The 23,620-nt window shown below is 71.8% G+C and carries 14 protein-coding genes; 6 read left to right on the top strand and 8 right to left on the bottom strand.

Annotated elements, in window-relative coordinates; translation table 11 throughout:
- Positions 1-15 precede the first annotated feature (15 nt).
- Positions 16-477: a DUF2867 domain-containing protein gene (locus tag FAF44_RS07270; protein ID WP_237102257.1), complete on the bottom strand. Its 462-nt coding sequence runs from the start codon at positions 475-477 to the stop codon at positions 16-18.
- A 161-nt stretch (positions 478-638) separates the two neighbouring features.
- On the opposite strand from FAF44_RS07270, the gene FAF44_RS07265 reads away from it, so the two are divergent.
- Entirely contained in the window at positions 639-1,565 is a 927-nt protein-coding gene (locus tag FAF44_RS07265) for a hypothetical protein (protein WP_237102256.1), read from the top strand.
- Positions 1,566-1,587: 22 nt separating this feature from the next.
- Here FAF44_RS07265 and FAF44_RS07260 read toward each other — a convergent pair whose 3' ends face one another.
- Positions 1,588-4,500, bottom strand: coding sequence for an endo-1,4-beta-xylanase (locus FAF44_RS07260; protein WP_237102255.1), 2,913 nt, complete (start codon positions 4,498-4,500; stop codon positions 1,588-1,590).
- 250 nt (positions 4,501-4,750) lie between these two features.
- Between FAF44_RS07260 and FAF44_RS07255 the strand changes: the two genes are divergently transcribed.
- From FAF44_RS07255 to FAF44_RS07245, 3 genes are all read left to right on the top strand, one after another.
- On the top strand, positions 4,751-6,982 hold the full coding sequence (locus FAF44_RS07255; RefSeq protein WP_237102254.1) for a pectinesterase family protein: 2,232 nt from the start codon (positions 4,751-4,753) through the stop codon (positions 6,980-6,982).
- 156 nt (positions 6,983-7,138) lie between these two features.
- Positions 7,139-7,957, top strand: a complete 819-nt coding sequence (locus FAF44_RS07250) for a helix-turn-helix transcriptional regulator (RefSeq protein ID WP_237102253.1) — start codon at positions 7,139-7,141, stop codon at positions 7,955-7,957.
- A 116-nt stretch (positions 7,958-8,073) separates the two neighbouring features.
- Positions 8,074-8,796, top strand: a complete 723-nt coding sequence (locus FAF44_RS07245; protein ID WP_237102252.1) for an SDR family oxidoreductase — start codon at positions 8,074-8,076, stop codon at positions 8,794-8,796.
- A gap of 68 nt (positions 8,797-8,864) precedes the next feature.
- On the opposite strand, the gene FAF44_RS54510 is transcribed toward FAF44_RS07245, so the two are convergent.
- Both FAF44_RS54510 and FAF44_RS07235 read right to left on the bottom strand, forming a co-directional pair.
- Positions 8,865-12,095: a hypothetical protein gene (locus tag FAF44_RS54510; RefSeq protein ID WP_272894168.1), complete on the bottom strand. Its 3,231-nt coding sequence runs from the start codon at positions 12,093-12,095 to the stop codon at positions 8,865-8,867.
- Positions 12,092-13,483, bottom strand: coding sequence for a glycoside hydrolase family 43 protein (locus FAF44_RS07235; RefSeq protein ID WP_237102251.1), 1,392 nt, complete (start codon positions 13,481-13,483; stop codon positions 12,092-12,094). The genes FAF44_RS54510 and FAF44_RS07235 overlap by 4 nt, the downstream gene beginning before the upstream one ends.
- 336 nt (positions 13,484-13,819) lie before the next feature.
- Here FAF44_RS07235 and FAF44_RS07230 point away from each other — a divergent pair, with 336 nt between their 5' ends.
- Positions 13,820-14,188 carry a group 1 truncated hemoglobin gene (locus FAF44_RS07230; RefSeq protein ID WP_237102250.1) on the top strand — a complete coding sequence of 123 codons (369 nt, stop codon included), beginning with the start codon at positions 13,820-13,822 and terminating at the stop codon, positions 14,186-14,188.
- An 81-nt stretch (positions 14,189-14,269) separates the two neighbouring features.
- A complete protein-coding gene (locus FAF44_RS07225) occupies positions 14,270-15,055 on the top strand; it encodes a hypothetical protein (RefSeq protein ID WP_237102249.1) in 786 nt (261 codons plus the stop codon).
- A 52-nt stretch (positions 15,056-15,107) separates the two neighbouring features.
- Here FAF44_RS07225 and FAF44_RS07220 read toward each other — a convergent pair whose 3' ends face one another.
- From FAF44_RS07220 to FAF44_RS07205, 4 genes are all read right to left on the bottom strand, one after another.
- Positions 15,108-15,248: a hypothetical protein gene (locus FAF44_RS07220; RefSeq protein ID WP_237102248.1), complete on the bottom strand. Its 141-nt coding sequence runs from the start codon at positions 15,246-15,248 to the stop codon at positions 15,108-15,110.
- Positions 15,249-15,298: 50 nt separating this feature from the next.
- On the bottom strand, positions 15,299-17,788 hold the full coding sequence (locus FAF44_RS55710) for a PEP/pyruvate-binding domain-containing protein (RefSeq protein WP_237102247.1): 2,490 nt from the start codon (positions 17,786-17,788) through the stop codon (positions 15,299-15,301).
- Positions 17,789-17,800: 12 nt separating this feature from the next.
- Positions 17,801-18,508, bottom strand: coding sequence for a TetR/AcrR family transcriptional regulator (locus tag FAF44_RS07210; RefSeq protein WP_237102246.1), 708 nt, complete (start codon positions 18,506-18,508; stop codon positions 17,801-17,803).
- A gap of 92 nt (positions 18,509-18,600) precedes the next feature.
- Positions 18,601-23,511: a tetratricopeptide repeat protein gene (locus tag FAF44_RS07205; RefSeq protein WP_237102245.1), complete on the bottom strand. Its 4,911-nt coding sequence runs from the start codon at positions 23,509-23,511 to the stop codon at positions 18,601-18,603.
- Between the last annotated feature and the right edge of the window lie 109 nt (positions 23,512-23,620).

Genomic DNA, 23,620 nt, shown 5'->3' with positions numbered 1-23,620 from the left:
ATGGCGTGACGCCGTTCAGGCCGCCTGGACGAGGCGGCGCTGCGCGGCACGCAACATCGCGTGCACGACGACCGGATGGACCAGACGCACCGGGGCGAAGTAGACCCGTCCGCGCCAGCCCTTCAGCCGTACGACCGTCGTCACCCGTACGAGCCGGGCCTCGGCGTCCACGGCCACCGCGCAGCGGAAGTCGAGATGCCGGTCGTCCACGGCGATGAGCGCCTCCTCCCCTTCGGTGCGTTCCACCCGGAACGCGCCGCGCGGGGCGCGCGGGATGCCGAGCAGCGGCACGAGCGCCTGCCGCGCCGCCATCGCGACGCCGATCCAGCGCGGCACGACCCCTGGCGAGAAGACGCACTTCACCCAGGCGATCGGATCTTCGGGCGCGCCGGGCGGGAGCACGCCGAAGATCATGTCGGCGTAGTCGGGCGCGGGGATGTCTTCGAGTGCGGACGACCAGTAGACGGGGGTTCTCATGACGCCTCCATACGGTGCCGTATGGAACCAACTGTACGCCACCGTACGGAAGGCGCCGCAGCCGGGTTCCCCGCCGAATCGAACGAATCTTCGTCACGAAGAGTGAAAGTTTCACTACAATAAGTGCCATGCCGTCACCACAACATGACGCTCTCGTCAGCATGTTCACCGACCAGCCCCGACTGGCTGTGGAGATCCTGCGTGACCTCATGAATATCGAGCTGCCCGAGACTCCGCTGGTCCAGGAAGAGGACCGCACCTTCAACACCCGCATATCCGACGACATCGAGCCGGATCTGGTCCTCACCCTGGGGCCGCCGCCGAGCCCCGTGCACGCGATCATCGTCGAGATCCAGAAGGACAAGAAGAAGGATCCCCGGCAACTGACCCGCTACGCCGCCGCCGCGTGGCTGATGCTGCGCTGCGACGTCTCGGTCCTGGTCATCTGCCCGAACCAGGCGGACGTCGCCCACTACGCACGGCCGGTCGAGTCCGGGCTGACCGGCTACCGCCTGCAGTCGCACGTCCTGGGGCCGGACGCCATCCCGGCCATCACCGACCCCCAGGAGGCCGCCGCCCACCTGGCACTGGCGGTCATGTCGGTGATGGCGCACGGCCGTGACCGCAAGGTCGTCGAGGCGTTCGGCGCCGCGCTCGAGGAAACGCGCAACGAACACGCTCCGAAGTACACTGAATACGCCTACAGCATGGCCGGGCCCGAAATCCGGCGCCTCTTGGAGGAGATCATGACGTCCACCGACTGGCCGGTCTACAGCCCCTTCGCCCGCGAGCACTTCAGCCGCGGCCTGAAGGAAGGCGAGGCCATAGGCGAAGCCAGAGGCGAAGCCAGAGGCGAGGCCAGAGGCGAGGCCAGAGGCGAAGCCAGAGGCGAAGCCAAAGGCGAAGTCCGATCGCTGCTGCGCGTACTGGCCGCCCGTGGCCTCGATGTCCCCGACGACATCCGCACGCGCATCACCAACTGCACGGACACCACCCAACTGGAAACCTGGGTCACCCGGGCGGCCACCGCGCAAACCATCCAGGACCTGTTCAACGACCCGGACGAAGACCACCAGGGCCAGGGATAAGAAGCTCCCTGGCCCCGACCGGCTAGCCGGTGAGGTGGAGGACGCCCCAGTGGCTGGTGTCCAGGTAGCTGCGGCCGGTCGCGTCGTTCCAGGTCACCGCGCTCGTACGGGCCGTCCCCGTGGCGTCGTTGACCTGGACGTCGAAGCCCAGCAGCGTGCCGTCCCCGAGCGTGACGGTCGGCAGGTCGATGGCCGCCTCGACCACGTACCCGCCCGGCACGGCGACAGCGGACGCGCGGACGTTGTCCTTGACGCCGGACGCGTCGAAGGTGCCGCCCACCGTGATCCGGCCCGAGAAGCTCACCCGGTACTGCCCGTCGTCGTCCTCGTACCCCTTGGTCTTGCCGTTGCCGGGGTCGACGAAGATCTCGACGGAGTCCTGCTCCCACGGGTTGGCCGACTGCTCGCTCAGCGTGGGGTCGCTCACCTGGGCCAGGACGTACAGGGTCGATCCTGACCAGAGTGCGCGGACCTTGGCGGTGGCACCGGAGTCGCCCTGGATCCAGGTGCCGGTGCGCAGTTCGGGCGCGCCGGCCCACACCCGGTCCACGGCCCCGTCCAGGACGGGGGCGGGGCGGCGCGGGGCGGTGGCCCGCTTGACGGCGGCGACGGGGGTCACCTTGCCGGTCCAGGTGATCTCGGTGCCGCCGTCGCGCACGGTGACCTGGACGTCGGTGCCGCCGCCCAGCAGGGCTTCGACGCGGTAGCCGGTGGCGGTGGCCCGGACGCCGGGCCCGGAGCGGCCGATGGAGCGCGAGCGGCCGTCCACGGTGAACGTGACCCGGTCGTCCCTGGACGCGGTGGCGTCCGTCACCTCGGCGAGGACGTAGCGGCCGGCGGCGGAGCGGGCCTGGAAGCCGGCGGAGACGTCGCCGACCCGGGCGATGGGCGAGTCCGGGAGCAGGTCCCATTCCAGGTCGCGTTTGCCGTCCACCTTGACGGTCGCGGCGGGCGCCTCCAGCGTGCGCACGAACGGATCCAGCCGGGACGGGTCCACGATGCCCCAGTAGGCGGGCTTGGCCTGGAGGTCGTCGTCGAAGGGCAGTGGCGCGTTCAGCCGCGGGATCGGCCAGGTGCGCAGCCAGCTCACGTCGTCGGACTCGCCCCACACGGTGACGGAGCCGAGGTGCGCGGCCTGCCGCCGGAACACGTCGAACAGTTCCTTGTACCGGTGTCCCTGCTGGACGAGCAGTTCGGGCGGGATCGTGTCGTAGGAGGAGGTGAAGTCGGTGTAGACGCTCACGTCCAGCTCGGTGACGTGCTGGTCCACGCCGAGCGTGGCGAAGCGCTCGATGGTGGCCTCGACGTTCGCGGCGGAGGGCTGCTCGATGTTGAGGTGGAGTTGGTGGCCGACGCCGTCGATCGGCACGCCTTCGTTCCTGAGGCGTTCGACCAGGCGGTACAGGGCTTCGCGCTTGCGCGGGAATTCGGTGTTGTAGTCGTTGATGAACAGCTTGGCGTCCGGGTCGGCCTCGCGGGCGACGCGGAAGGCGGTGCGGATGAAGTCGAGCCCGGTGATCTCGTACCACGGGGAGCGGCGCAGCCCGTCCGGCTGGTTCTCGTCCACGACCTCGTTGACCACGTCCCAGACGGCGATCTTGCCCTGGTAGCGGGTGACGAGTGTGCGCACGTGCCGTTCCAGGCGCTGCAGCAGCACCTCCTTGGTGGCGTCGGCGAACACCCATGCGGGGGTCTGGCTGTGCCAGGCGAGCGTGTGGCCGCGGATCGTCAGGCCGTGCTCGGTGGCGTGGTCCACGAGGTGGTCGCCGTCGGTGAAGGTGAACTCGCCTTCGCGGGGCTCGGTGGCGTCCCACTTCAGCTCGTTGCCGGGGGTGACGCCGTCGAAGTGCTTGAGGAGCAGCTCGCCGTGGACGCCCAGCGTCTCGGCGCGGGTGACGGCCGAGCCCATGGTGAACGGCACGGCGTCCTTGAGTGCGGGGATGCCGGTTTGGATGGGTTTGGGCTCGACGTAGGTCATCGTGAAGTCGTCGAGGGAGAAGGGGAAGTCGCCGGTGTCGGACTCGACGTACAGGCTGAGGAAGTCGACGTCGTGGGCCAGCGTGTACGTGCCGGAGAGCCGCACCCATTGCCCGGCCGGCACGTCCTTGGGCGCGACGACGCGCTCGTAGCTCGGGGTGCCGCCGGTCCGGCGCTCGACGGAGAGCCCCAGTTTGCCGGACGTGGCGCCGGGGCCGAGGCGCACCCAGGCCGACAGCGCGTACTTGTCGCCCTTGCCCATGCGGCCGAGCACGTTCAGCGCGGGGCCGTCCCAGGAGGCCGAGCGGCCGGTGACGGTGAGGGCGCGGACGCCTTCGTGGGCGGGCTCCCCGGCCTGGAGGACGGCGGCGGCGCGCGGCGCCCAGTCCTGGGTGGTGCCGTCCTCGAAGTCGCTGGTGATCGGCTCGCGGGTGGGGTCGCCGAGCGGGGTCAGGACGATGTCGTCCAGGTAGTACTGGGCGGTGGCGTCGGAGCTCTCCACGTAGAGCTGCACGTCGGTGGAGTCGGCGGTGTATTGGTAGCCGCCCGACAGCCGCGTCCACTCGCCGTCGGTGACGGTGGCCGCCGCGACCCGCTCGTACGTGGTGTCGCCGCCGGCCGGGGTGCGCTGCACGGTCATGGCGATCGTGCCGGCGGGCTGCCCCGCGGCGAGCCGGGCGTACGCGGTGACGGTGTACCCGGTGCCCTTGACGAAGGGGGCGGCGATGGACGCGCCGTGCCAGGTGGCGGTGCGGCCGGTGGTGAGCAGGCCGCCCGCGCCGGTGCGGGCCGCCTGCGGGGTCACGGTGACGGAGACGCCGCCGCCGCGCGGCCCCCAACCCTGGGTGGTGCCGTCCTCGAAGTCGTAGGTGTGGCCGGCGGCGTGCGCCGGCGGCACCGGCACGAGGCACAACAGGACCGACAGGGCGGCGGCGACCAGGGCTCGAAGGGTGCGCACGGTGCTCCTCTGACGTCCGGTATGAAAGTTTCAGGAGAACGCCGACAAGTATCAGGCGGACTGTAGAGCCGGGCCGATCCCGGGTCAACACACCCGTTCGGCCTCGATGGGTGCTGCAATCGCTTGTTGCAGCAAAAGTGCAGTTTCACTGCAGATCATTGACGGAGTGAGGACGGCTGAGCGAACGTTTCATGCAACCGATTGCCGCACTCTTCCGAGGTTGCGCATGCGACGCCTGTTACTCCCCCCAGTGATCGCCCTGACAGTGATCGCGACCGTGACCCCCGCGGCGACGGCCGCGACCCGATCGACGATCGTCGTGGCCGCCGACGGCTCGGGCGACCACACGTCCGTCCAGGACGCCGTGAACGCCGTGCCCTCCGGCAACGCCCGGCCGGTCACCATCCTGGTCCGCAAGGGCACCTACAAGCAGCAGGTGGTCATCCCCGCCGACAAACCACACATCACGCTGGCCGGGGACACCCGCGACCCGCGCGAGGTGGTGCTCACGTTCGACGCCGCCGCGTCCATGCAGAAGCCGGACGGCTCCGGCACGTACGGCACCTCCGGCAGCGCCTCGTACGTGATCAGCGCCCCCGACTTCACCGCCCGCGACCTCACCTTCGAGAACTCCTACGACGAGGCGGCGGGCGGCGCCAGCCAGGCCGTCGCGGTCCGGACGACGGGCGACCGGCAGGTGTACGACAACGTCAGGTTCCTCGGCAACCAGGACACCCTGTACGCCAACACCGGCTCCGCCACCACCTTCGCCCGCCAGTACTTCCACGACTGCTACGTCGAGGGCGACGTGGACTTCATCTTCGGCCGCGCCACGGCCGTGTTCGACCGCTGCGTGATCAAGGCGCTGAGCCGCGGCAGCGCGGACAACAACGGCTACGTCACCGCCGCCAGCACCGAACTGGCCAACCCGTACGGCTTCCTGATCTACCGCAGCCACCTCGTCAGCGACGCGCCCGCCCGCACGTTCCACCTGGGCCGCCCGTGGCCGGCCGGCGGGTCGCTCACCGCGCGCGGCCAGGTGCTGGTCCGGGAGTCGTGGCTGGGCCAGCAGTTCAAGGACGCGCCCTGGACCGACATGTCGGGGCTGAACTGGCGCGAGGCCCGGCTGTCCGAGCACCGCAACCACGGCCCCGGCGCGACCGTGAACGACGACCGTCCGCAGCTCACGGCGGAGCAGGCCAGGGCGTACACGCCGGAGCGGTACCTGGCGGGCGCGGACGGCTGGAACCCGCTGCGCCGCCAGGGCGTCCAGCGGCCCGAACCCGGCCGCGAGGTGCTGCCGCGCGGCGACGGCTGGGCGGCGGCCACGACCGGCACGACGGGCGGCTCGGCCGCTCGTCCCGAGGACGTGCACGTCGTCTCGACCAGGGCGGAGCTGCTGGCCGCGCTGGGCGGCCAGGCCGACAACACCCCGAGGATCGTCTACGTCAAGGGCGCGATCGACGCCGACACCGACGCCGCCGGCAACCCGCTGACCTGCGACGACTACGCCGCAGACGGCTACAGCCTGCCCGCCTACCTGGCCGCCTACGACCCGGCCGTCTGGGGCCGGACCACTGTCCCGTCGGGGCCGCTGGAGGAGGCCCGCAAGGCGTCGTACGCGAAGATGGCCGAGCACGTGACGGTCGCCATCGGCTCCAACGTCACCCTGATGGGCCTGGGCCGGAACGCGGCGCTGAAGAGCTTCGGCCTGCGCGTCAGCAACGCCGACAACGTCATCGTGCGCAACCTGACCATCACCGACACCTCCGACTGCTTCCCGCAGTGGGACCCGACCGACGGCGACGAGGGCAACTGGAACGCCTCGTTCGACAACATGGAGGTGTCCGGCTCCACCCACGTGTGGCTGGACCACAACACGCTCAACGACGGCGACAACCCCGACTCGGGGCAGCCGCTCTACTTCGGCCGCCCGTACCAGGTGCACGACGGGCTGCTCGACGTCGTACGCGCCTCGACCTACGTGACGCTCTCCTGGAACCACCTCAGCGGCCACGACAAGGTGACGCTGATCGGCAACACCGACAGCCCGTCGCGCTACGGCGAGGAGGACAAGCTCAAGGTCACCCTGCACCACAACTACTTCGAGGGGCTCGGCCAGCGCACGCCCCGCGTGCGGTTCGGGCAGGTGCACGTGTACAACAACTACTACAAGGGCGGCCCCGGGCACGGTTACAGCATCGGCGTGGGCTTCGGCTCCAAGGTCTACGCCGAGAGCAACGCCTTCGACGGGATCGCGGCGGCGAACGTGCTGACGGTGTTCAACGGCACGGCGCTCACGGCGAAGGACAACCTCGTGGACGGCGTGCCGGCCGACGTGGTGGCCGCCTACAACGAGGCCAACGGCACGACGCTGGGCACGGACGCCGGCTGGACCCCGACGCTGGTCGCCCGTGTCCACCCGGCCAAGGCGCTCAGGCAGGTGGTCCCGGCGGGCGCGGGAGCCGGACGCCTGCACTGACCCCGGGGCGGGCGGCCCCTCCCCGCTCCCTTCCCGGCCGCCCGCCCCGGATCGGTTGCCCGCGTGGATTCAGATGACGTAGCCGTCGGTCGGGGGGAGTTTCCCACCCAGCTTGGGCACTCTTTCCGGTCCTCATCCTCGCCTAGCCTCGGAGGCATGGACACGGACAACCTGCTCGGCCGGTTCCTGCGGGCCCGCCGCGAACTGCTCCGGCCGGAGGACCTCGGCATGCCGGCCGGCACCCGCCGCCGCGTACGCGGCCTGCGGCGCGAGGAGGTCGCGCAGACCGCCGGCGTCAGCACCGACTACTACGTGCGCCTGGAGCAGGGCCGCGAGCGCCACCCGTCGTCCCAGGTGGTGGACGCGCTGGCCCGTGCGCTGGAACTGGAGGACGACGCGGCCACGCACCTGCACGAACTGGCCCGCCCGGCTCCCGCCAGGCGGCGCCCGCGCGCCCGGCACGAGCAGGTCAGCCCCGGCCTGGTCCGCATGATGGCGGCCTGGCCGCACACCCCCGCCATCGTCCTCGGCCGCCGCATGACGGTGCTCGCGGCCAACCCGCTCGGCAGGGCGCTGTTCGACGGCCACGCCCACAGCGACGACCTGGTACGGCTGGTGTTCCTCGATCCGGACGCCCGCGCGTTCTACCCCGACTGGGAGAAGGCGGCGGTCAACACCGTCGCCGGGCTGCGCTCGGCCGCCGGGTCCGACTACGACGACCCCCGGCTCATCGAGGTCGTCGGCGAGTTGTCGCTGAAGAGCGAGACCTTCCGCCGGTTGTGGGCCCGCCACGACATCCGTCAGAAGAGCCACGAGACCAAGCGCTTCCACCATCGGCTGGTGGGCCCGCTGACGCTGGACTACGAGGCGCTGACCGTCAACAGCGCACCCGGGCAGCAACTCGTCGTCTACCAGGCCGAACCCGGCAGCCCGTCGGAGGAGGCGCTGTCCCTGCTGGGCAGCCTCACAGCCTGACCGCACGGGCCGTCCTGACGGTCTGATCCCCCGACACACAGACAGCGCGCGGAGCACCTCCGCCGGCGCGCCATCCCGTCGTGCCCGAAACCCGATCCCACCCCGGAGTGAGCACCATGTCCAAAGTCATCCTGATCACCGGCGCGAGCAGCGGCATCGGCCGGGCCACCGCGGTGCGGCTGGGCCACGAGGGCCACCACGTCGTGCTCGGCGCCCGCCGCGAGGACCGCCTCGCCGAGACCGCCGAAGCCGTCGAGGCCGTCGGCGGCAAGGCCGACGTGCGCCGCCTCGACGTCACCGACCGCGCGGACGTGGCCGCGTTCGTGGCCGCCGCCGCCGAGCGGCACGGCCGCGTGGACGTCATCGTCAACAACGCCGGCGTGATGCCGCTGTCGCCGATGGAGGCGCTGCTGGTGGACGAATGGGACCGGATGATCGACGTCAACGTCCGCGGCCTGCTGTACGGCATCGCCGCGGCCCTGCCGCACTTCCGGCGCCAGGGTGCGGGGCACTTCGTCACCGTCGCCTCCGTCGGCGCCCACGAGGTCGTGCCCACGGGCGCGGTCTACTGCGCCACCAAGCACGCCGCCTGGGCGATCACCGAGGGGCTGCGGCAGGAGCTCGACCCGAGCATCCGCGTCACCACCGTCTCCCCCGGTGTCGTGGAGTCGGAGCTGGCCGAGAGCATCACCGACCCGGCCGCCCGCGCGGCGATGCGGACCTACCGGGCCGACACCATCCCGCCGGACAGCATCGCCCAGGCCATCTCGTACGCGATCGGCCGGCCGCCCGGCGTGGACGTCAACGAACTGGTGATCCGCCCGGCCCGTCAACGCTGACCCGCCCCGGGGCGCGCACGGGGGCGCGCCCGCGATCCGGGCGCGCCCCCTCCTGCTCGGGCCGGGCGTCAGGTCCCGTAGGCCCTGACCTCCAGGAGGCCGACGGAGCTGGTGCCGTTGCCGGTGAGCAGCACCCGCAGCCGGGTGGTGCTCGTGGCGGTGAAGGTGACGGAGTTGTAGCCGTTCTTGGTCAGCGTGTATGCCGACGCGCCGGGCACGTCCACGTACGCGCTGCCGTTCCAGTACTGCAGCTTCCACGACGCGGGCATGTCGATGCCGTCGTCGTCGTCGAAGAAGTACACCTCGGCCCGGTTCAGGTTGCGGGCCGCGGACCAGGTCAGGTCCACCCACTGCTGCCCGGTCTCCGGCCAGCAGCCCCAGCGCGGGTTGACGGTGTCGTTGGAGGAGGGCGGGTCGATGCCGTCGTTGACCGCGGCCACGCTCTCCCACGAGGAGGTGTAGGACGCGCTCGCCGTGGCGGAGCCGGCCAGGTTGGCCGGCGGCTGCACGCCGCCCCGGTTGAACACCTTGATCTCGGTGAGGCCGGTGCGCGCGCCGGAGGCGGCGGTGGCCAGCACCCGCACCCGCTGGGCGGTGACGGCGGGGAACTGCACCACGTTGTAGTTGGCGCGGGGCGCGGCCGGGTTCTTGGCCTGGGAGGGCACGCTCACCCAGGCGCTGCCGTTGTGGTACTGGATGTCGTAGGAGGCCGGGGCCCGATAGGTGGCGCTGGCCGGACGGCTGTCCTTGAAGTGCAGCCGCACCTCGTTGAGCGTGCGGGCGGTGCCGAAGTTGAGCTCGTACCAGTCCTGGCCGGCGGTGGTGCCGCCCCAGAACGGCTCGTTGATCGGGAACCCGTCCACGGCGCCCGCGGTGGAGCTGCCGGAGGCGGTGGTGGAGGCCGTGGCGGTGGCGCCGGCGGCGAGGTTGGTGAGGTTGGCCGTCAGGTCGACGCCGGCCTTGGCCAGGATGTCCACCATCCGGGCGCTGGTCTGGCTGACCTGGGCGGGAGCCTGCAGCCCCGGGACGGCGACGTTGTAGGTGACGGTGCCGGAGGTGGTCACCGCGCCGGTGGCCGGGTCCCAGGTGAACGGCACGAGCGAGGACACCGTGGCCGCACGGCTGCCGTTGACGTAGATCGAGTAGCCCTGGGGCACGCCGGGGTAGCGCACGATGCCGTCGGCCGGGTCGTCCCAGACGATGGTCAGGTCGGCGTTGCGGTAGCGCAGGTTGTTGACGGTGAAGTGGGTCCAGCCGATGTTGATCGGCGAGAGCTCCACCTTGGCGTCGTTGCGCGGGCGCAGCCCGGCGACGTCCTCGACGACGGTCCAGTTGCTGGAGCCCAGGATGTTGTGGTGGATCCAGGAGCGGTAGGTGATCGAGGAGCCGTTCCAGTCGGCCCAGAACTCGTTGGCGTCGGGGTACTGGGTGTTGCCGTTGACGTACTGGGCCCAGGTGTTCCAGTAGAGCAGCTTCTTGTACCAGGTCGCGTCGATCCACTCGTTGGGGTAGTTGCGCAGCACCGAGGAGAGCAGCCGGAACTGCACGGTGGAGTTGATCGTGGAGAAGTTGTTGCTGCCCGTGCCCGAGGCCGCCTTGTCGGCCTGGTTGGCGGTGTAGAAGGGGAAGATCGGGTACTGCGCCGGGTCGTCGAACAGGCGTAGCGCCTGCTTGTACGTGGCGGTGTTGGGGATCGCGCCGACGGCGAACGGGTAGTAGTTGTTGATCTCCTTCCACGGCACCCATTCGTTGGTGGACTTCAGCCGGTGCTCGAAGAGCTGCCTGCTGGGGTTCCACAGCACGTTGACGATGGCGTTCTGGATCTGGGTGGCCAGCGTGCGCAGCTCCGTGGCCTTGGCGGTGTTGCCGACGGCCTCGTACGCCTGGGCGGCGGCCAGCGCGCCGCTGTACTGGTAGGCGGACTCGGCCCGGTCCATGCGGCCGGGCTTCCAGTGGAAGGACACGGCGTCGGCGTCGTTGCCGGTCAGGGCGCCCCAGTCGTACTCGATGAGCTTGTTGTTGTCGGTGTCGTAGTAGGAGAGCTGGCCCTTCACGTCCTGCTCGGCGTAGCGGGCCAGGTTGGCGGCGATGGCCGGTTGGCCGCCGTGGATCTGGTAGCTCTTCCAGGCCGCCTCGCCGATGTACTGCGTGTAGCTGTTCGACCAGTTCTCCGGGTCGCCGGGGTTGTCGAGGAAGCGGCCGTTCTTGGAGGTCTGGCCGACGCTCAGCCAGTCGCCGTAGGCGTAGATCGGGTTGCGCAGGTACTTCAGGTCGTCGATGTGCATGGGCTGGGTGAGCGCGATCGCGTTGTTGTAGCCCAGCACGCCCTCGGTCGAGATGGGGAACTGGAAGGTCTGCCCGGGGATGTCGGCGTCGAGGTGGTTGAAGCGCATCAGCCACCAGCGGTAGTAGATGTTCTTCTTGATGGCCGGCTCGGGCACGTCGATGTAGGGGACGTTCTCGGCCCACCAGCGGTTGTAGGCGCGCACGTGGGTGGCGAACGCGGTGGCGGCCGAGTAGCCGGCGTAGGCGTCGTACTCGGTGCGGGAGGCGGCGATCTCGTTGGTGACGAAGCCCATGACGACCTTGACCGTCACCGTGGCGCCGGCGGCGACGGTGAGCGAGCGGTTCAGGCCGCCGCTGGAGACCGCGCAGCCGTCACAGGTGAGCCTGGGGTAGAGCGTGGTGAGGTTGTTGTAGGCGTTCACCTGGCCGGTCAGCTCGCTGCCGGTGCCGGTGGTCGCGTACGGCGAGGTGGCCCGCAGTTGCAGCGTGGTCGAGGCGGAGCCGCCGTTGGTGATGGCCAGGTTGGCCACGGCCACGTTGTTGTCGGTGATGAACTTGGTCTGGTCGACCGTGATCGAGCCGCTGGTGTGGCGGCTCTTCCAGTGGCTGGGAGCCTGCCAGCGGGAACCGACCTGCTCGGTGAACGTGCCGGGCGTCAGCGCGACGGTGAAGGCGTTGTTGTTGCTGATGCTCTCCCAGTACGCGGCCTGCCCGGCGAAGCCGAGCGTGCCCGGGGTGTGCGTCTTCATGAACAGCGCCCGGCCGCGCGACATGAGCCAGGTGCCCGCCGGGTCGTTGCCCGAGCGGGCCAGCAGCCGGTCCATCCAGAAGTCGGTGCCGGAGCTCTCCGCATCGTAGATCGCCCGCATGTAGTCGCCGGTCGTGTACGTCCCGGGCGGCGCGGGCACGGCGGGGCCGCTGAAGGTGGGGTAGCCGATGGTCTGGTCGGCGTAGGCCGCGGGCGCGGTCACCAGGCCGAGGAGGAGGAGCAGGGCGGTGAGCGCGCGTCTCATGAGAAGGCCCTCCATTCGAGCACGCCGGTCGAGTAGCCGGTTCTGGAGGTGATGTTCAGCCGCAGGCGGGTGGTGCTGACGGGCGTGAACGTGGTGGCGTTGAAGGTGTTGGCGGCCACGCCGCAGCCCGACTGGCCGGGCACGTTGACGTAGGCGCTGCCGTTCCAGTACTGCACCTGGCAGGAGGCCGGCAGGTCGATGCCCTGGTCGTCGTCGAACCAGTACGCCTCCGAGCGGGAGATCGTCTGCGCGGTGGGCCAGCGGTACTCGATCCACTCGGTGCCCTGGTGGTCCCAGTTGCCGTAGGCGCCGTGGCTGCGGTCGGCGGAGTTCGCCGGGGTGAAGCCGTCGTTGATCGCGGCGAGCGTCTCCCACGGCGAGACGTACGAGGTGGACGGTGTGGCCGTGGCCGCCAGGTTGCCCGGGGTGGTCGGGCCGCCGCTGGTCTGGACGACCTTCTGCATGGTGCCGTCGGCGTTGAAGTAGAGCTTGTCGATGGTCACCGAGCGGCGGAAGTTGCCTCCGCCCGGGCTGGAGGCGTTGTGGTAGACCATGTACCACTGGCCCTTGTACTCGATGATCGCCGGGTGGTTGGTGGTGGAGCTGACCTGGTCGAGCACGACCCCGCGGTGCGTCCACGGGCCGAGCGGGTTGCTCGCGGTGGCGTAGCGGATGCACGCGTAGCCGGGCTGCGAGCAGGCCGAGTCGTTGGCCGCGTAGGCGAGGTAGTAGACGCCGTTGCGCTTGAACATCCAGGGGGCCTCCCAGAAGTTCGTCACGCCGCTCGGGGTGATCACCGAGCCGTTGATGGAGGTCATGTTGGCGTTGAGGCGGGCCGCGCGCAGGCCGTAGTAGGAGCCCCAGTACATGTAGACCTGGCCGTCGTCGTCGGTGAAGACGGTCGGGTCGATGTTGAGCGGGGAGGAGTTGGGCGTGCTGTCGCTGACCAGCGGGCCGCCCTTGGCGTCGGTGAACGGGCCCAGCGGGCTGTTGCCGACGGCCACGCCGATGTCCATCCAGCCGGCGCCGTTGCCGTTGACGGGGACGTACCAGTAGTAGCGGCCGTCGGCGCCGCGCTCGACCTCGCCGGCCCAGGCGTCGGCGCCGGCCCAGGAGAAGTTCGAGATCGACAGCTTCGCGCCCTGGTCGGTGAAGGTGGTGGCGTCGGTGGAGGAGAAGACGTGCCAGTCGCGCATGACGAAGTTCGTGCCGCCGGTCGGGGCCTCGTCGTGGCCGGTGTACAGGTAGAGGGTGTCGCCGACGACCAGCGCGGCCGGGTCGGCCGTGTAGATCGCGGTGGTGATCGGCGCGCCCGCGAGTGCGGGCCGGACGTCGGTGAGGAGGAGCAGGAGTGCCGCGGCGAGGGCCGCCGCCCATCGTCGTCTCATGGTGTTCGCCCCTAAAGGAATGTGAGCGCTAACATCATTGACTCGGGACAACCTAAAAGGTTTTCGGGAAAATAGTTCGACCGGACGAGCGCTGTCAATCACCCACTGCAACTCGTCGCATACACGCTGAGCTGCTGCAATGGGAAATCGAGGCTGCTGATCAGCCAGCGAACGCTTGGTCACATTTGCATATCAACCGAAAAGGATTTCGATACTACGCGTTACAGCGTTGTCACTACGGTGCGGGGCATGTATCGCACGAATTGCCGCCGTGTCACGCCCGTGGAACCGCCCGTGGTCATCCTCCTTGCAACCGCAGCGAAGGAGACACCTACGATGGCGTCCATTTTCGACCAGGTCGGCGGAGCGAGCGCGGTATCGGCGGTGGTCGACGAGTTCTACTCACGGGTGCTGGCCGACCCGGCGCTCCAGGGCCACTTCACCGGCACCGACCTGGCCAAGCTCAAGTCGCACCAGCGCAGCTTCGTGGCCGCCGCGCTGGGCGGGCCCCAGCAGTACCGCGGCAAGTCCATGGCCGAGGCGCACGCGGGCATGGGCATCACCGCGGCCGAGTTCGACGCCGTGGTCGGGCATCTGGCCGGCTCGCTCGCCCACTGCGGCGTGCCCGGCGAGACCATCGAGACCATCGCCGGCGCGCTCGCCCCGCTCAAGGGCGAGATCGTATCGTCGCAGGTCAGCGCATAGACACGCGCTCTCACCTGCGCGCATATCGCACCTGATCGTGAGATGTTCCGAGAAGTAGCTCCTGACCTCGGAGGAACGTCCGTGGCACACGATCACGAAGACCGGCGGGTCAGCCGGCGGCGAATGATCACCGGGATCGGCTCGATCGGACTCGGTGGACTGTTCACCGCCGGCGCTCACGCCGCGGCCGATCCCGACACGCTCGCCAAGGCCGACGCCCTGTTCGCCAAGGCCCGCACGTGCGATCTGACGCCCAGCACGAAACAGGGCCCGTACTACTTCGCGACGGAGGCGTTCAGAAGCGACATCCGCGAGGACCGCGCGGGCGTGCGGCTGCGCCTGGCGCTCAAGGTCCAGGACAGCCGGAGCTGCCGGCCGCTGCCCGGCGCGGTGGTGGAGATCTGGCACTGCGACGCCGCCGGGCTCTACTCGGGCGCCGAGACGGAGTCGCGCGAGGTGCTCAGCAGCGGCGACAAGGTGCAGATCCGCGCGGGGACGCAGTTCACCGACCTGAAGCCCACCGACCGCAAGCGCTACCTGCGCGGCGCGCAGACGTCCGACGCCGACGGCATCGTCAGGTTCACCACCATCTGGCCGGGCTGGTACCCGGGCCGCACCGTGCACGTCCACGTGCTGGTGGTCGTGGACGGGAGCCGGGCCCTGTGCACGGAGCTGATGTTCGACGAGAAGTACAACCGCGAGGTCCTGGCCAAGCCGCAGTACCAGGGGCACGAGCAGCCGCGCGACACGTTCAACCACAACGACCCGATCCACGAGTCCGGGATGCTGGCGCACGTCACCGAGGACGGCGACGGTTACCTGGCCGTCGTCGTCCTGGCCGCGGGCACCGCGAACCCGGACCGCTGAGCGACGGTGCGCCGTACGGGCGGGCCGCTCCCGTACGGCGCCGCCGGCGGCCTCAGGCCGCGGGGTCCTCCTCCACCCCGATCTCGTCCGCTCCGTCGTTGTGGTCCAGCCTCAGCCTGGCGGCCCTGAAGCGGGCGCAGCGCGCCTCCAGCTCGCGTTCGTCCTCGAGAATCCACTGTTCGATCATGGTCATCGAAGTGATCACAGGCCGGCCGGGGAGCGGGCCGGCTTGACGAAGGCTTTTCACCCCAGCGACTCGACCGTGCCCCGCTCGCCGTCCACCCTGATCCGCTCCCCGTCGCGGACCCGCATGGTGGCGTTGCCGGTGCCGACCACGGCGGGGATGCCCAGCTCGCGGGCCACGATGGAGGCGTGCGAGAGCGGCGCGCCCAGGTCGGTCACCACGGCCGCGGCGCGCGGGAACATCGGGGTCCAGCCCACGTTCGTCAGCGTCGTGACGAGGATCTCGCCGGGCCGGAGCCGGTCGCCGTCCTCGGGCTCCGCGATCACCCGGGCGACGCCCTCCACCACGCCGGGCGCGCCGGGGAAGCCGGTGACGGTGTCGCTCACCGGCGTGCCGGCGCCGCGCGCGTCGTGGACGTCGGCCCGCCGGGCGGGGTCGGCGGCCCAGCGCACGGGGTCGAAGCGGCCCACGATCAGCGCCGGGTAGGGCGGCAGGGCGGCGTAGCGCTCGTGGGCGGCCCGCCGGGCCGGCACCCTGTCGAGCGCGGCCCGGTCGCCGCGCAGCAGCGCGAGCAGTTCGGGCAGGAGCAGGAAGAACACGTCGTCACCGGCCCCGGTCAGCTCTCCCGCCCGCACGGTGAACGCGCGCAGCACCCAGAACGCCCGCATGTTCTCCGAGCGCGCGCTCTCCCGGTCGCGGACGACGGCGTTCCACCGCCGCACCCTGGCCCGCATCCGGGCCTCCTTGCCGGGATAGCGCGAGGCGAAACGGGCCCACGCCTCCTCCCTGGCCGTGGCCTGCCGTTCGAGCAGCGCCTCGGTGCCGGCCCGCGGGTCGCCCAGGCCCGCGAGCTGGGCGTCGATCCACGCGGGGTCCTCGCCCGGCCGGGCGATCGAGACCTCGAACTCGTGGGGGCCGCGATGCCCGTACGCGCGGGCGAACTCGTCCCTGGTGATCTCGCCGCGGGCCAGCCGCGCCAGGCCCAGCACCGGGCCCAGGCTGGCCAGCTCGCCGCCGGCGTTGACGCCGGTGAGCATCGCCTCGGCGGTCACCTCGCCCACCATCGCGCGCAGCCGGTCGCGGGTGTAGACGAGCGTCGCGCCGCCCTGGCGGCCCGCGGCCTCCAGCATCCGGGAGGAGGTGACCACGTGCGGCCGGATCTCCCGCTCCCACAGACCGGCCAGCTCCGGGCCCGACCCCGTGGCGGCGATCCGCTCGCGCAGTTCCTCGCACCGCCGCGGGGAGGCGGCCAGGAACCCGGGCAGGCCCTTGACGTTGCGGCTGACCCGGCGGCGCAGGCGGACGGCCATGGGCAGCACCCGCCGGATGATCTCCCAGCGCGACAGCGGCATCAGCGGCACCTGGAGACCGGCCGGGAGCCTGCCGAAGACCTGCTCGACGACGCTGAGCCGGCTCCTCATGCCCATGGCCGCGGCGATGGAGTGCACGACGCTGAGGTTCATGTAGAACCGGCCGCCGATGTTGCCCACCAGGTCGAAGCCGGGCAGCGTGGAGGCGGACATGGCCTCCTCGATGAACAGGCGCACGTACGACCACGTGATGGGCGTCATCACGTCGGGGATGGCCTCGCCGAGGTTGCCCGCGGTCCACAGGTAGTCGCCCTTGAGGCTGTCGTTCCACTCCTCCGGGCGTGGCCCGAGCCCGGTGATCGGCCGGGCCTGCACGACGGCGAACGCGCCCGCGCGCCTGGTCCACTCGACGTCCATGGGGACGCCGTACAGCTCCTGGATCCGGGCGCCGAGCGCGGCGAGCTCCAGCGCCTGGGCATCGTCCAGCACGGGCGTGCCGCGCAGTGCGGCGGGCACCGGCCGCTCCTCGGTGCCGCCGTCGGCGCGGACGGTCATGACGGCCTTGCCGCCCAGGCGCGAGTCGGTCACCGCGCCGCCGGACACCGTGATCGTGTCGGGAGTGACCAGGCCGCCGACGACCGCCTCGCCGAGCCCCCACGACGCGTTGATCACGGTCGCGTCGCGCGCGCCGGTGAGCGGGTCGGCGGTGAACATGACGCCCGCCGCGTCGGCGTCCACCAGTTCCTGGACCACCACCGCCAGCGCCACGTCGCCGTGCGGCACGCCGTTGCGGTCGCGGTAAGCGATCGCGCGCGGGGTCCACAGCGAGGCCCAGCACCGCCTGACCGCGTCGAGCAGGGCGTCGCCCCCGATGTTGAGGAAGGTGTCCTGCTGACCGGCGAACGACAGCTCGGGCAGGTCCTCGGCGGTGGCCGACGAGCGCACCGCCACCGGCACGCCGTCGCCGAGCGCCGCGTAGGCCCGCAGGATCTCCGCGGCGCTGTCGTCCGGCAGGTCGTGCGCGGCGAACAGCGCCGGGATGCGGCCGGGGTCCGCGCCGGCGGCGCGCAGGATCTCGTCGTGGAAGCCGGCCACGAACGCGCGGTAGGCGTCCGTCGTGACGTGGAACCCGCCGGGGACGGGCAGCCCGGCCCTGGCCATCCTGGCCAGGGAGGCGCCCTTGCCGCCCGCGGTCGCGAGGTCGGCCCCGATGTCGTCGAGAGGAAGTACGACTTTCACCGCACACGCTCCTTAGAGCCCCAGGGAGGCGTCCAGCTTGCGCTGGGCCAGCTCCACCGCGGCGTCGAGAAATTCGAGGGTGGCCCGCGCGACGGCCTCGGCGTCGGCGGGCGGCAGCGGGTGGCCGGTGCTCATGGTGCGCTCGACGGTGTCGGCCACCAGCTCCGCGATCCGCTCGCCGGACGGCATGGTCTGCTCGGGGAGCGTCTCGCGCAGGAGCAGGAAACCGTAGACGATCGAGCTGACGGTCAGCACGTGGTCGCCCGGGTCGGCGCGGATCGCGCCGCGCTTGACCAGTTCGTCGAGGTAGGGGGCGATGGTCTCGCCGAGTTGCGGCCAGCTCGCGCCCTCGCGCTTGCGCCGGGTGAGCTTGCCGAGCACCTGGGAGTCGCCGGTCAGCACCGCGTGGATCAGCGGCCGCCGCAGCAGCGCCCGCGTGTACGCGCCGAACAGCTCGCTGAGCGTGGCCGGGGCCCGGTCACGGATCTCGGCCGTCATGAGCACCCGCTCGCGGCGCAGCAGCGCGACGAAGAGGTCGTCGCGGGTCTTCCAGTGCAGGTAGATGGTGCCCTTGGCGACGTCGGCGCGCCTGGACACGTCGTCGATGGTGGTCTTGTCGTAGCCCTGGCGCAGCACCAGTTCGGCGACGGCGTCGAGGATCCGGTGCGCCCGCTCGGTCTGGCGCGCCGGATCCCGGGGCGGCCGTCCTGCCCTGGCCATGCGTCTCACCTCATTTGTTTGACCAGATGAGACTATTGGGTCATTTAATTAGGCACAAGTTCACCCGGCGTGTCGCGGGGTGAACCCTGTGTTCAGGCCAGCTTGGCCAGCAGCGTCTCGGCCTCGGGGGCGAACGACGGGTCGCCGGTCTCGACGGCCGTGACCAGCAGGCTGCGGGCCAGCGTCAGGTCGCCGCGCTCGTAGCGGATCTCACCGAGGCGGCAGGCGGCCTCGGCCACCAGCTCGGGCCGCTCGCTCAGCCCCAGCGTCAGCTCGTAGTAACGCAGCGCCCCGTCGCGGTCGCCCAGCCAGTAGCACAGCTCGCCGAGGTGCGCCGCGGCCATGCCCGACTCGGGGTCGCCCGCGTCGATGACCCGCTGGTACCAGGTGAGCGCCTCGGGGAAGTCGCGCCGGCGCTTGGCCAGCGCGCCCAGGTACATCGCGCCCAGCGCGCTGACGTGCCCCTCGCCCTCCTCGACGGCCCTGAGGTACCAGGCGTGCGCCCGCGCCTCGTCCTCGTCGTGGTACGTCTGCCCGAGCGCGACCATCGCCCGTGCCGCCAGATCGGCGTCGCCGGCCTCCAGCACCCGCAGGTAGACCTGCCTGCCCTCGTCCACCTGCCCGGCGTTCACGAGGGTCTGCGCGTACACGCTGAGCGTGGTCGGCTCGCCGTTCCCGGCCGCCTCGCGCAGCGTGCGCAGCGACGCCTCGATGTCGCCCTGGCGCTCCTGCAACATGCCCAGCAGCCCGCCGAACACGCCCGGCACGGGGCTGTCGGCGTCGCCGGCCCGCCGCCGCGCCAGGTCGTAGAACCCCTCGGCGTCGCCCGCCGAGTCCAGCAGCTCCAGCAGCCTGCCGCCGGCGACGAAGCGGATGTCGGGGTCCTCGTGCTCGTTGAGCCGCTCGTACGTGGCGCGGGCCGCGTCCGTCTCCCCCAGCTCCGCCAGCCGCCCGGCCAGTTCGAGTTCGCGGTGCGGCCCGTCGCCGGCCAGCTCGTAGTACCGGCGCACGGCCTCGGGGTCGGTGCACCGCTCGCCCAGGGCGCGGGCCTGCTCGGCGGCATCGGACGCGCCCATCAGCACCAGCACCTCACGCGCCAGCGTGTGGTCGTCGTCGTCGCACGCCTGCCCGGACAGCCGGCGCAGCGCCCGGGTGGCGCTCTCGTCCAGGTCGGTGCCGAGCGCCCCGGCGAACGAGCGGGCCGCGCCACGCGGATCGCCCGCCTCCTGCGCCCACAGGCCGAGCTGCATGCTCGCCCGCCCCGCCACGGACGGCACCCCGGACGCGGCGGCCAGGCCCAGCTCGCGTTCGGCCCCGCCGGCGTCGCCCAGCTCCCGCAGGACGCTCGCCAGCTCCAGCCGCAGGGACGCCGCCATCTCGGGATCCCCCACGGCCACGCCCTTGGCGAGCAGATCGGCGGCCTGCCGCAGTTCGCCCCCGGCCCTGAGCGCGCCGGCCCACGCCCAGTGGCCCACCACCTCGGTCTCCGGGTCGCCGGACGCCACGGCCCGCTCCGCGTACGCCGCCACGGCCTCGTGGTCCTGCTCCCTGACCAGCAGGAAGAGCAGCCGGCGCAGGCATTCGAGGTCGCCGTCGGCCGCCGCCGCCAGCACCTGGCGGGCCCGCGCCGTGTCCCCGCGCTCTTCGAGCACGTCGGCCGCGAGGTCGGCGGTGCCGGGCAGCCCGGCGTCGGCGGCCTCCAGCGCCCCGTCGAGGTCGCCCCGGCGGTGGCGGACGAGCGCGATGTTGCGCCAGGCGGCGTCCGCCGTGGACGGGTGCTCGACGGCGAGCAGGAAGCACAGCTCGGAGCGGCAGTTGTCGCCGTCTTCCGACAGCAGCGCGCCCAGGTTGACGGCGGCCTTGGCGGCGATCTCCGGCTCGGCCTCGGCCATGAGCAGGCGGTAGAGCGACGTGGCCGGCGCCTTGCCGGACACGCCCGCCACGGACATGATCTCGCCGGCCGCCTCCGCGCGGTCGGCGGGCGGCAGATCGGGCAGCAGCCGCCGCAGCTCCGTCACGTCGTCGTCGTTGAGCGCGAGCAGCAGCGCGGCCAGCGGCTCCGAGCCGGTGAGCGCGGCCAGCGCCGCCAGCGCGCCCGGCCGGTCGCCCTCGTCCAGCAGCATCCAGGGCAGTTCGTCGGGGGTGGCGCGGCCGAGCAGGTGGCGCGCCGCGGCGGCGGCCTGCGTGTCGTCCTCCTGCGCCGCCGCCCGCTCCAGCGCGAAGTGGCCGGACTCTGCGTCGCCCACCGCCAGCAGGCAGCGGCCCGCCTCCAGCATGATCTGCGGCTCCGACTCGGGGGCCAGCGCCGCCGCCCGCTCGAACGCGGCCCGCGCGGCCGGCAGGTCGCCCGTCTCGGCGAACAGGCCGCCGAGCAGGTACTCCGACGGTCCCGACACCTCGGGCGGCGTGGCCCGCATGATCGCCAGCGCGCCCTCGGCGTCACCGCGCCGCCGCAGCCGGCGCGCCACGTGCAGGGTGGCGTCCGACACCGCGTCGGTGTCCGCCCCCTCCGGGCCGAACGCCGCGATCAGCAGCGCGTGGGCCTCCTCCACCCGCCCGCAGTCCACCAGCGACTCGGCGATCGCCAGGGACAGCTCCCGGTCCGGGTCCGGCACCCGGGCCAGGACCTCCACCGCCTCGGCGGGCTCGCCCAGCTCGCGCAGGCCCTCGCCCGCCGACCGCAGCGCCATCTCGTTGAGCTGCTCGTCCTCGCCCAGCGCGGCCGTGAACGCCTCGACCGCCCCGCGCCGGTCCCCGGCGTCGCCGCGCAGCGCGCCGAGCAGGCATCCGGCCCGCTGGCGCTGGCCGGGGTGACCGGCGGCGGCCACCAGCGAGAGCGCCCCGTCGGCGGCGGCGATCAGGCCGGTGCGCTGCCAGGCGTTCGCGCACTCGATGGCGAGCAGCCCGGCCATCGCCTGCTGGTCCCCCTGCGGGAACGCCCGCGCCGCCGCGTCGAACTCGCGGTCGAGCACCAGCCGTCCGAAGGCGCAGAGCTCGTCGCCGCCCAGCGCGAGCGCCGCCCGCGCGCCCGTCATGTCGTCGAGCCTGATCCGGTTGAAGCCCAGCGGCAGCGCGCTGCGCTCCTGCTCCCCCTCCGCGATCATGCGCTCGTGCAGCCGGCAGGCGGCCAGCAGGTCGCCCTGACGCTCGTACGTGGCGGTCAGCTCGGCGGCGGCCTCGAAGCGCAGCCCCTTGTGCCCGCCCGCGAACGCCACCTCGTACGCGGCCCGCGCCACCCCCGGCTCGTCCTCCGCCACGAGCTCGCCCAGCAACTGCCCCACCCACGGGGCCAGCGCCGGATGCCCGCCCGCCAGGGCCCGGCGCAGCAGTTCGACGACCCGCGCCTGGTCGGTCAGCACGTCCTTGCAGATCGCCGCCGTGTACGACAACGCCAGCGGATCACCGCCGTCCGCCGCCGACAGGAACATCTCGGAGACCTCCGACAGGTCGTACCCGATGGAGGCCAGCACCTGCGCGAACACGGCGGTGCCGATGGCCGCCACGGCCGGGTCGGGGTGCCGGGCGGCCTCCTGGTAGCGCGCCAGCCCCTGCTCCCGGCCCAGCCGCTGGTGGTCGAGCATCGCGCCCAGCACCGGGTGCGGCTCCTCGCCCGAGGCGCGCAGCAGGTGCAGCAGGAACGTCGCGGAGAAGCCCTGCAGCACGTGGTCGCCGTCGGCCACGTACGACAGCAGTTCGTCGGCCTGCTCCCGGTCCCCCTCGCCCAGCTCCAGCTTGGCCAGCACCACCATGGCCCGCGGCGACTGGGAGGGCGCGCCCGAGTCGGCGGCCGCGCGCAGCAGCCGCCGGGCCTCGGCCAGCTCGCCGGCCTGCAGCGCCACGATGCCCTCGTCGACGTCCTGGAGCGCCTGCTCCTCGACGGGGTCGGTCAGCGGCTGCTGCCTGGCGGCGTGGTCGAGCAGCAGCGTGGCCTTGAACGCGGCGTCCTGGTCGTCGTGCCCGGCCGCGAGCCCGAGCAGTTCCACGATGTCGTCGCCGGCCTCGGGGTGCTGGTCGAGCAGCAGGCCGAGCAGCGTGACGGAGACGGAGGCCCACCCGTCGTCGCCGGACTCCAGCACGGCGCGCAGCGCGGCCAGCGCCTGCTCCGGCTCGCCCGCCTCGGTGTGCATCTGGCCCAGGCACACCTGGGCGTGCACGACGTACTCGGGGTGGCCGCTGGCGATCACCCGGTGGAAGATCGCCTTCGTCTCCTCCTCGTCGCCGAGTTCGGCGGTCACCTTGGCCAGCTCGATGAGCGAGGGCAGCCGGAGGTCCGGCGTGGGGTCCTCGGCGGCCACCCGGTACGCGGCGGCGGCCTCGGCGTACTCGCCCAGGTCCACCAGCACGGCGCCGAGCAGCTTGTGCGCCAGGGACCGGTGTTCGAGCGAGCCGACGGCGATCGCGTGCTCGCACGCCTCGCGGGCGGCGGCGAAGTCCTCCTCCTCGGCGTACATCTGGTAGAGGTGGAACGCCGACAGGGCCACGATCTCCGGGTCGCCGCAGGTCAGCAGCGCACGGTAGTCGTCCTCGTCCTCGGCCTCGACGTACAGCTCGTGGGGGGAGGCCGGGCTCGGGGCGAACTCGGGCAGTTCCAGCCGCGCCGCCAGTTCGGCCACGGAGGGGCTGTCGCATCGGCGGGCCCGTTCCAGCGCCTCCTGCGCGCCCTGCGCGTCCCCGAGCTGGGTGAGCACCAGCACGAGCGCCGTGTCGGCGAGCGCGGCCACCTCGAAGTCGGCTCCGTCGGAGGCGATCATCAGCACCCGGTGCGCCGCCGCCCACTCCTCGGCGCTGACCAGCATCATCCCCATGGCCATGGCCGAACGCTGCCCGAACACCGGGTCGCCCGACTGGATCACCGACCGGTGCGCCGCCTCGGCGCCTTCCAGGTCCCCCTGCTCCTGCAACAACCCGGCCAGCAGGTGGGAGGCCTCCGGGTCTCCGGTGGCCGCGACCTGCCTGAACAGCGCGGCGGCCCGATCGAGGTCTCCCGCTCTCCAGTGGTCCAAGGCCGCATCGAGCTGTTCTGACGCCATCACTCACCCCAATGTCACTTAACAATGTGAAAAAGCTACAGATGTGCCTCTCGCGTCACAGCGCATTCACAGATGTTGGGTC

This window comes from Nonomuraea sp. MG754425 (assembly GCF_021699195.1).
Taxonomy (GTDB): Bacteria; Actinomycetota; Actinomycetes; order Streptosporangiales; family Streptosporangiaceae; genus Nonomuraea.
The sequence above is the reverse complement of the archived record's forward strand: the minus strand, read 5'-3'. Positions and strand labels throughout refer to the sequence as shown.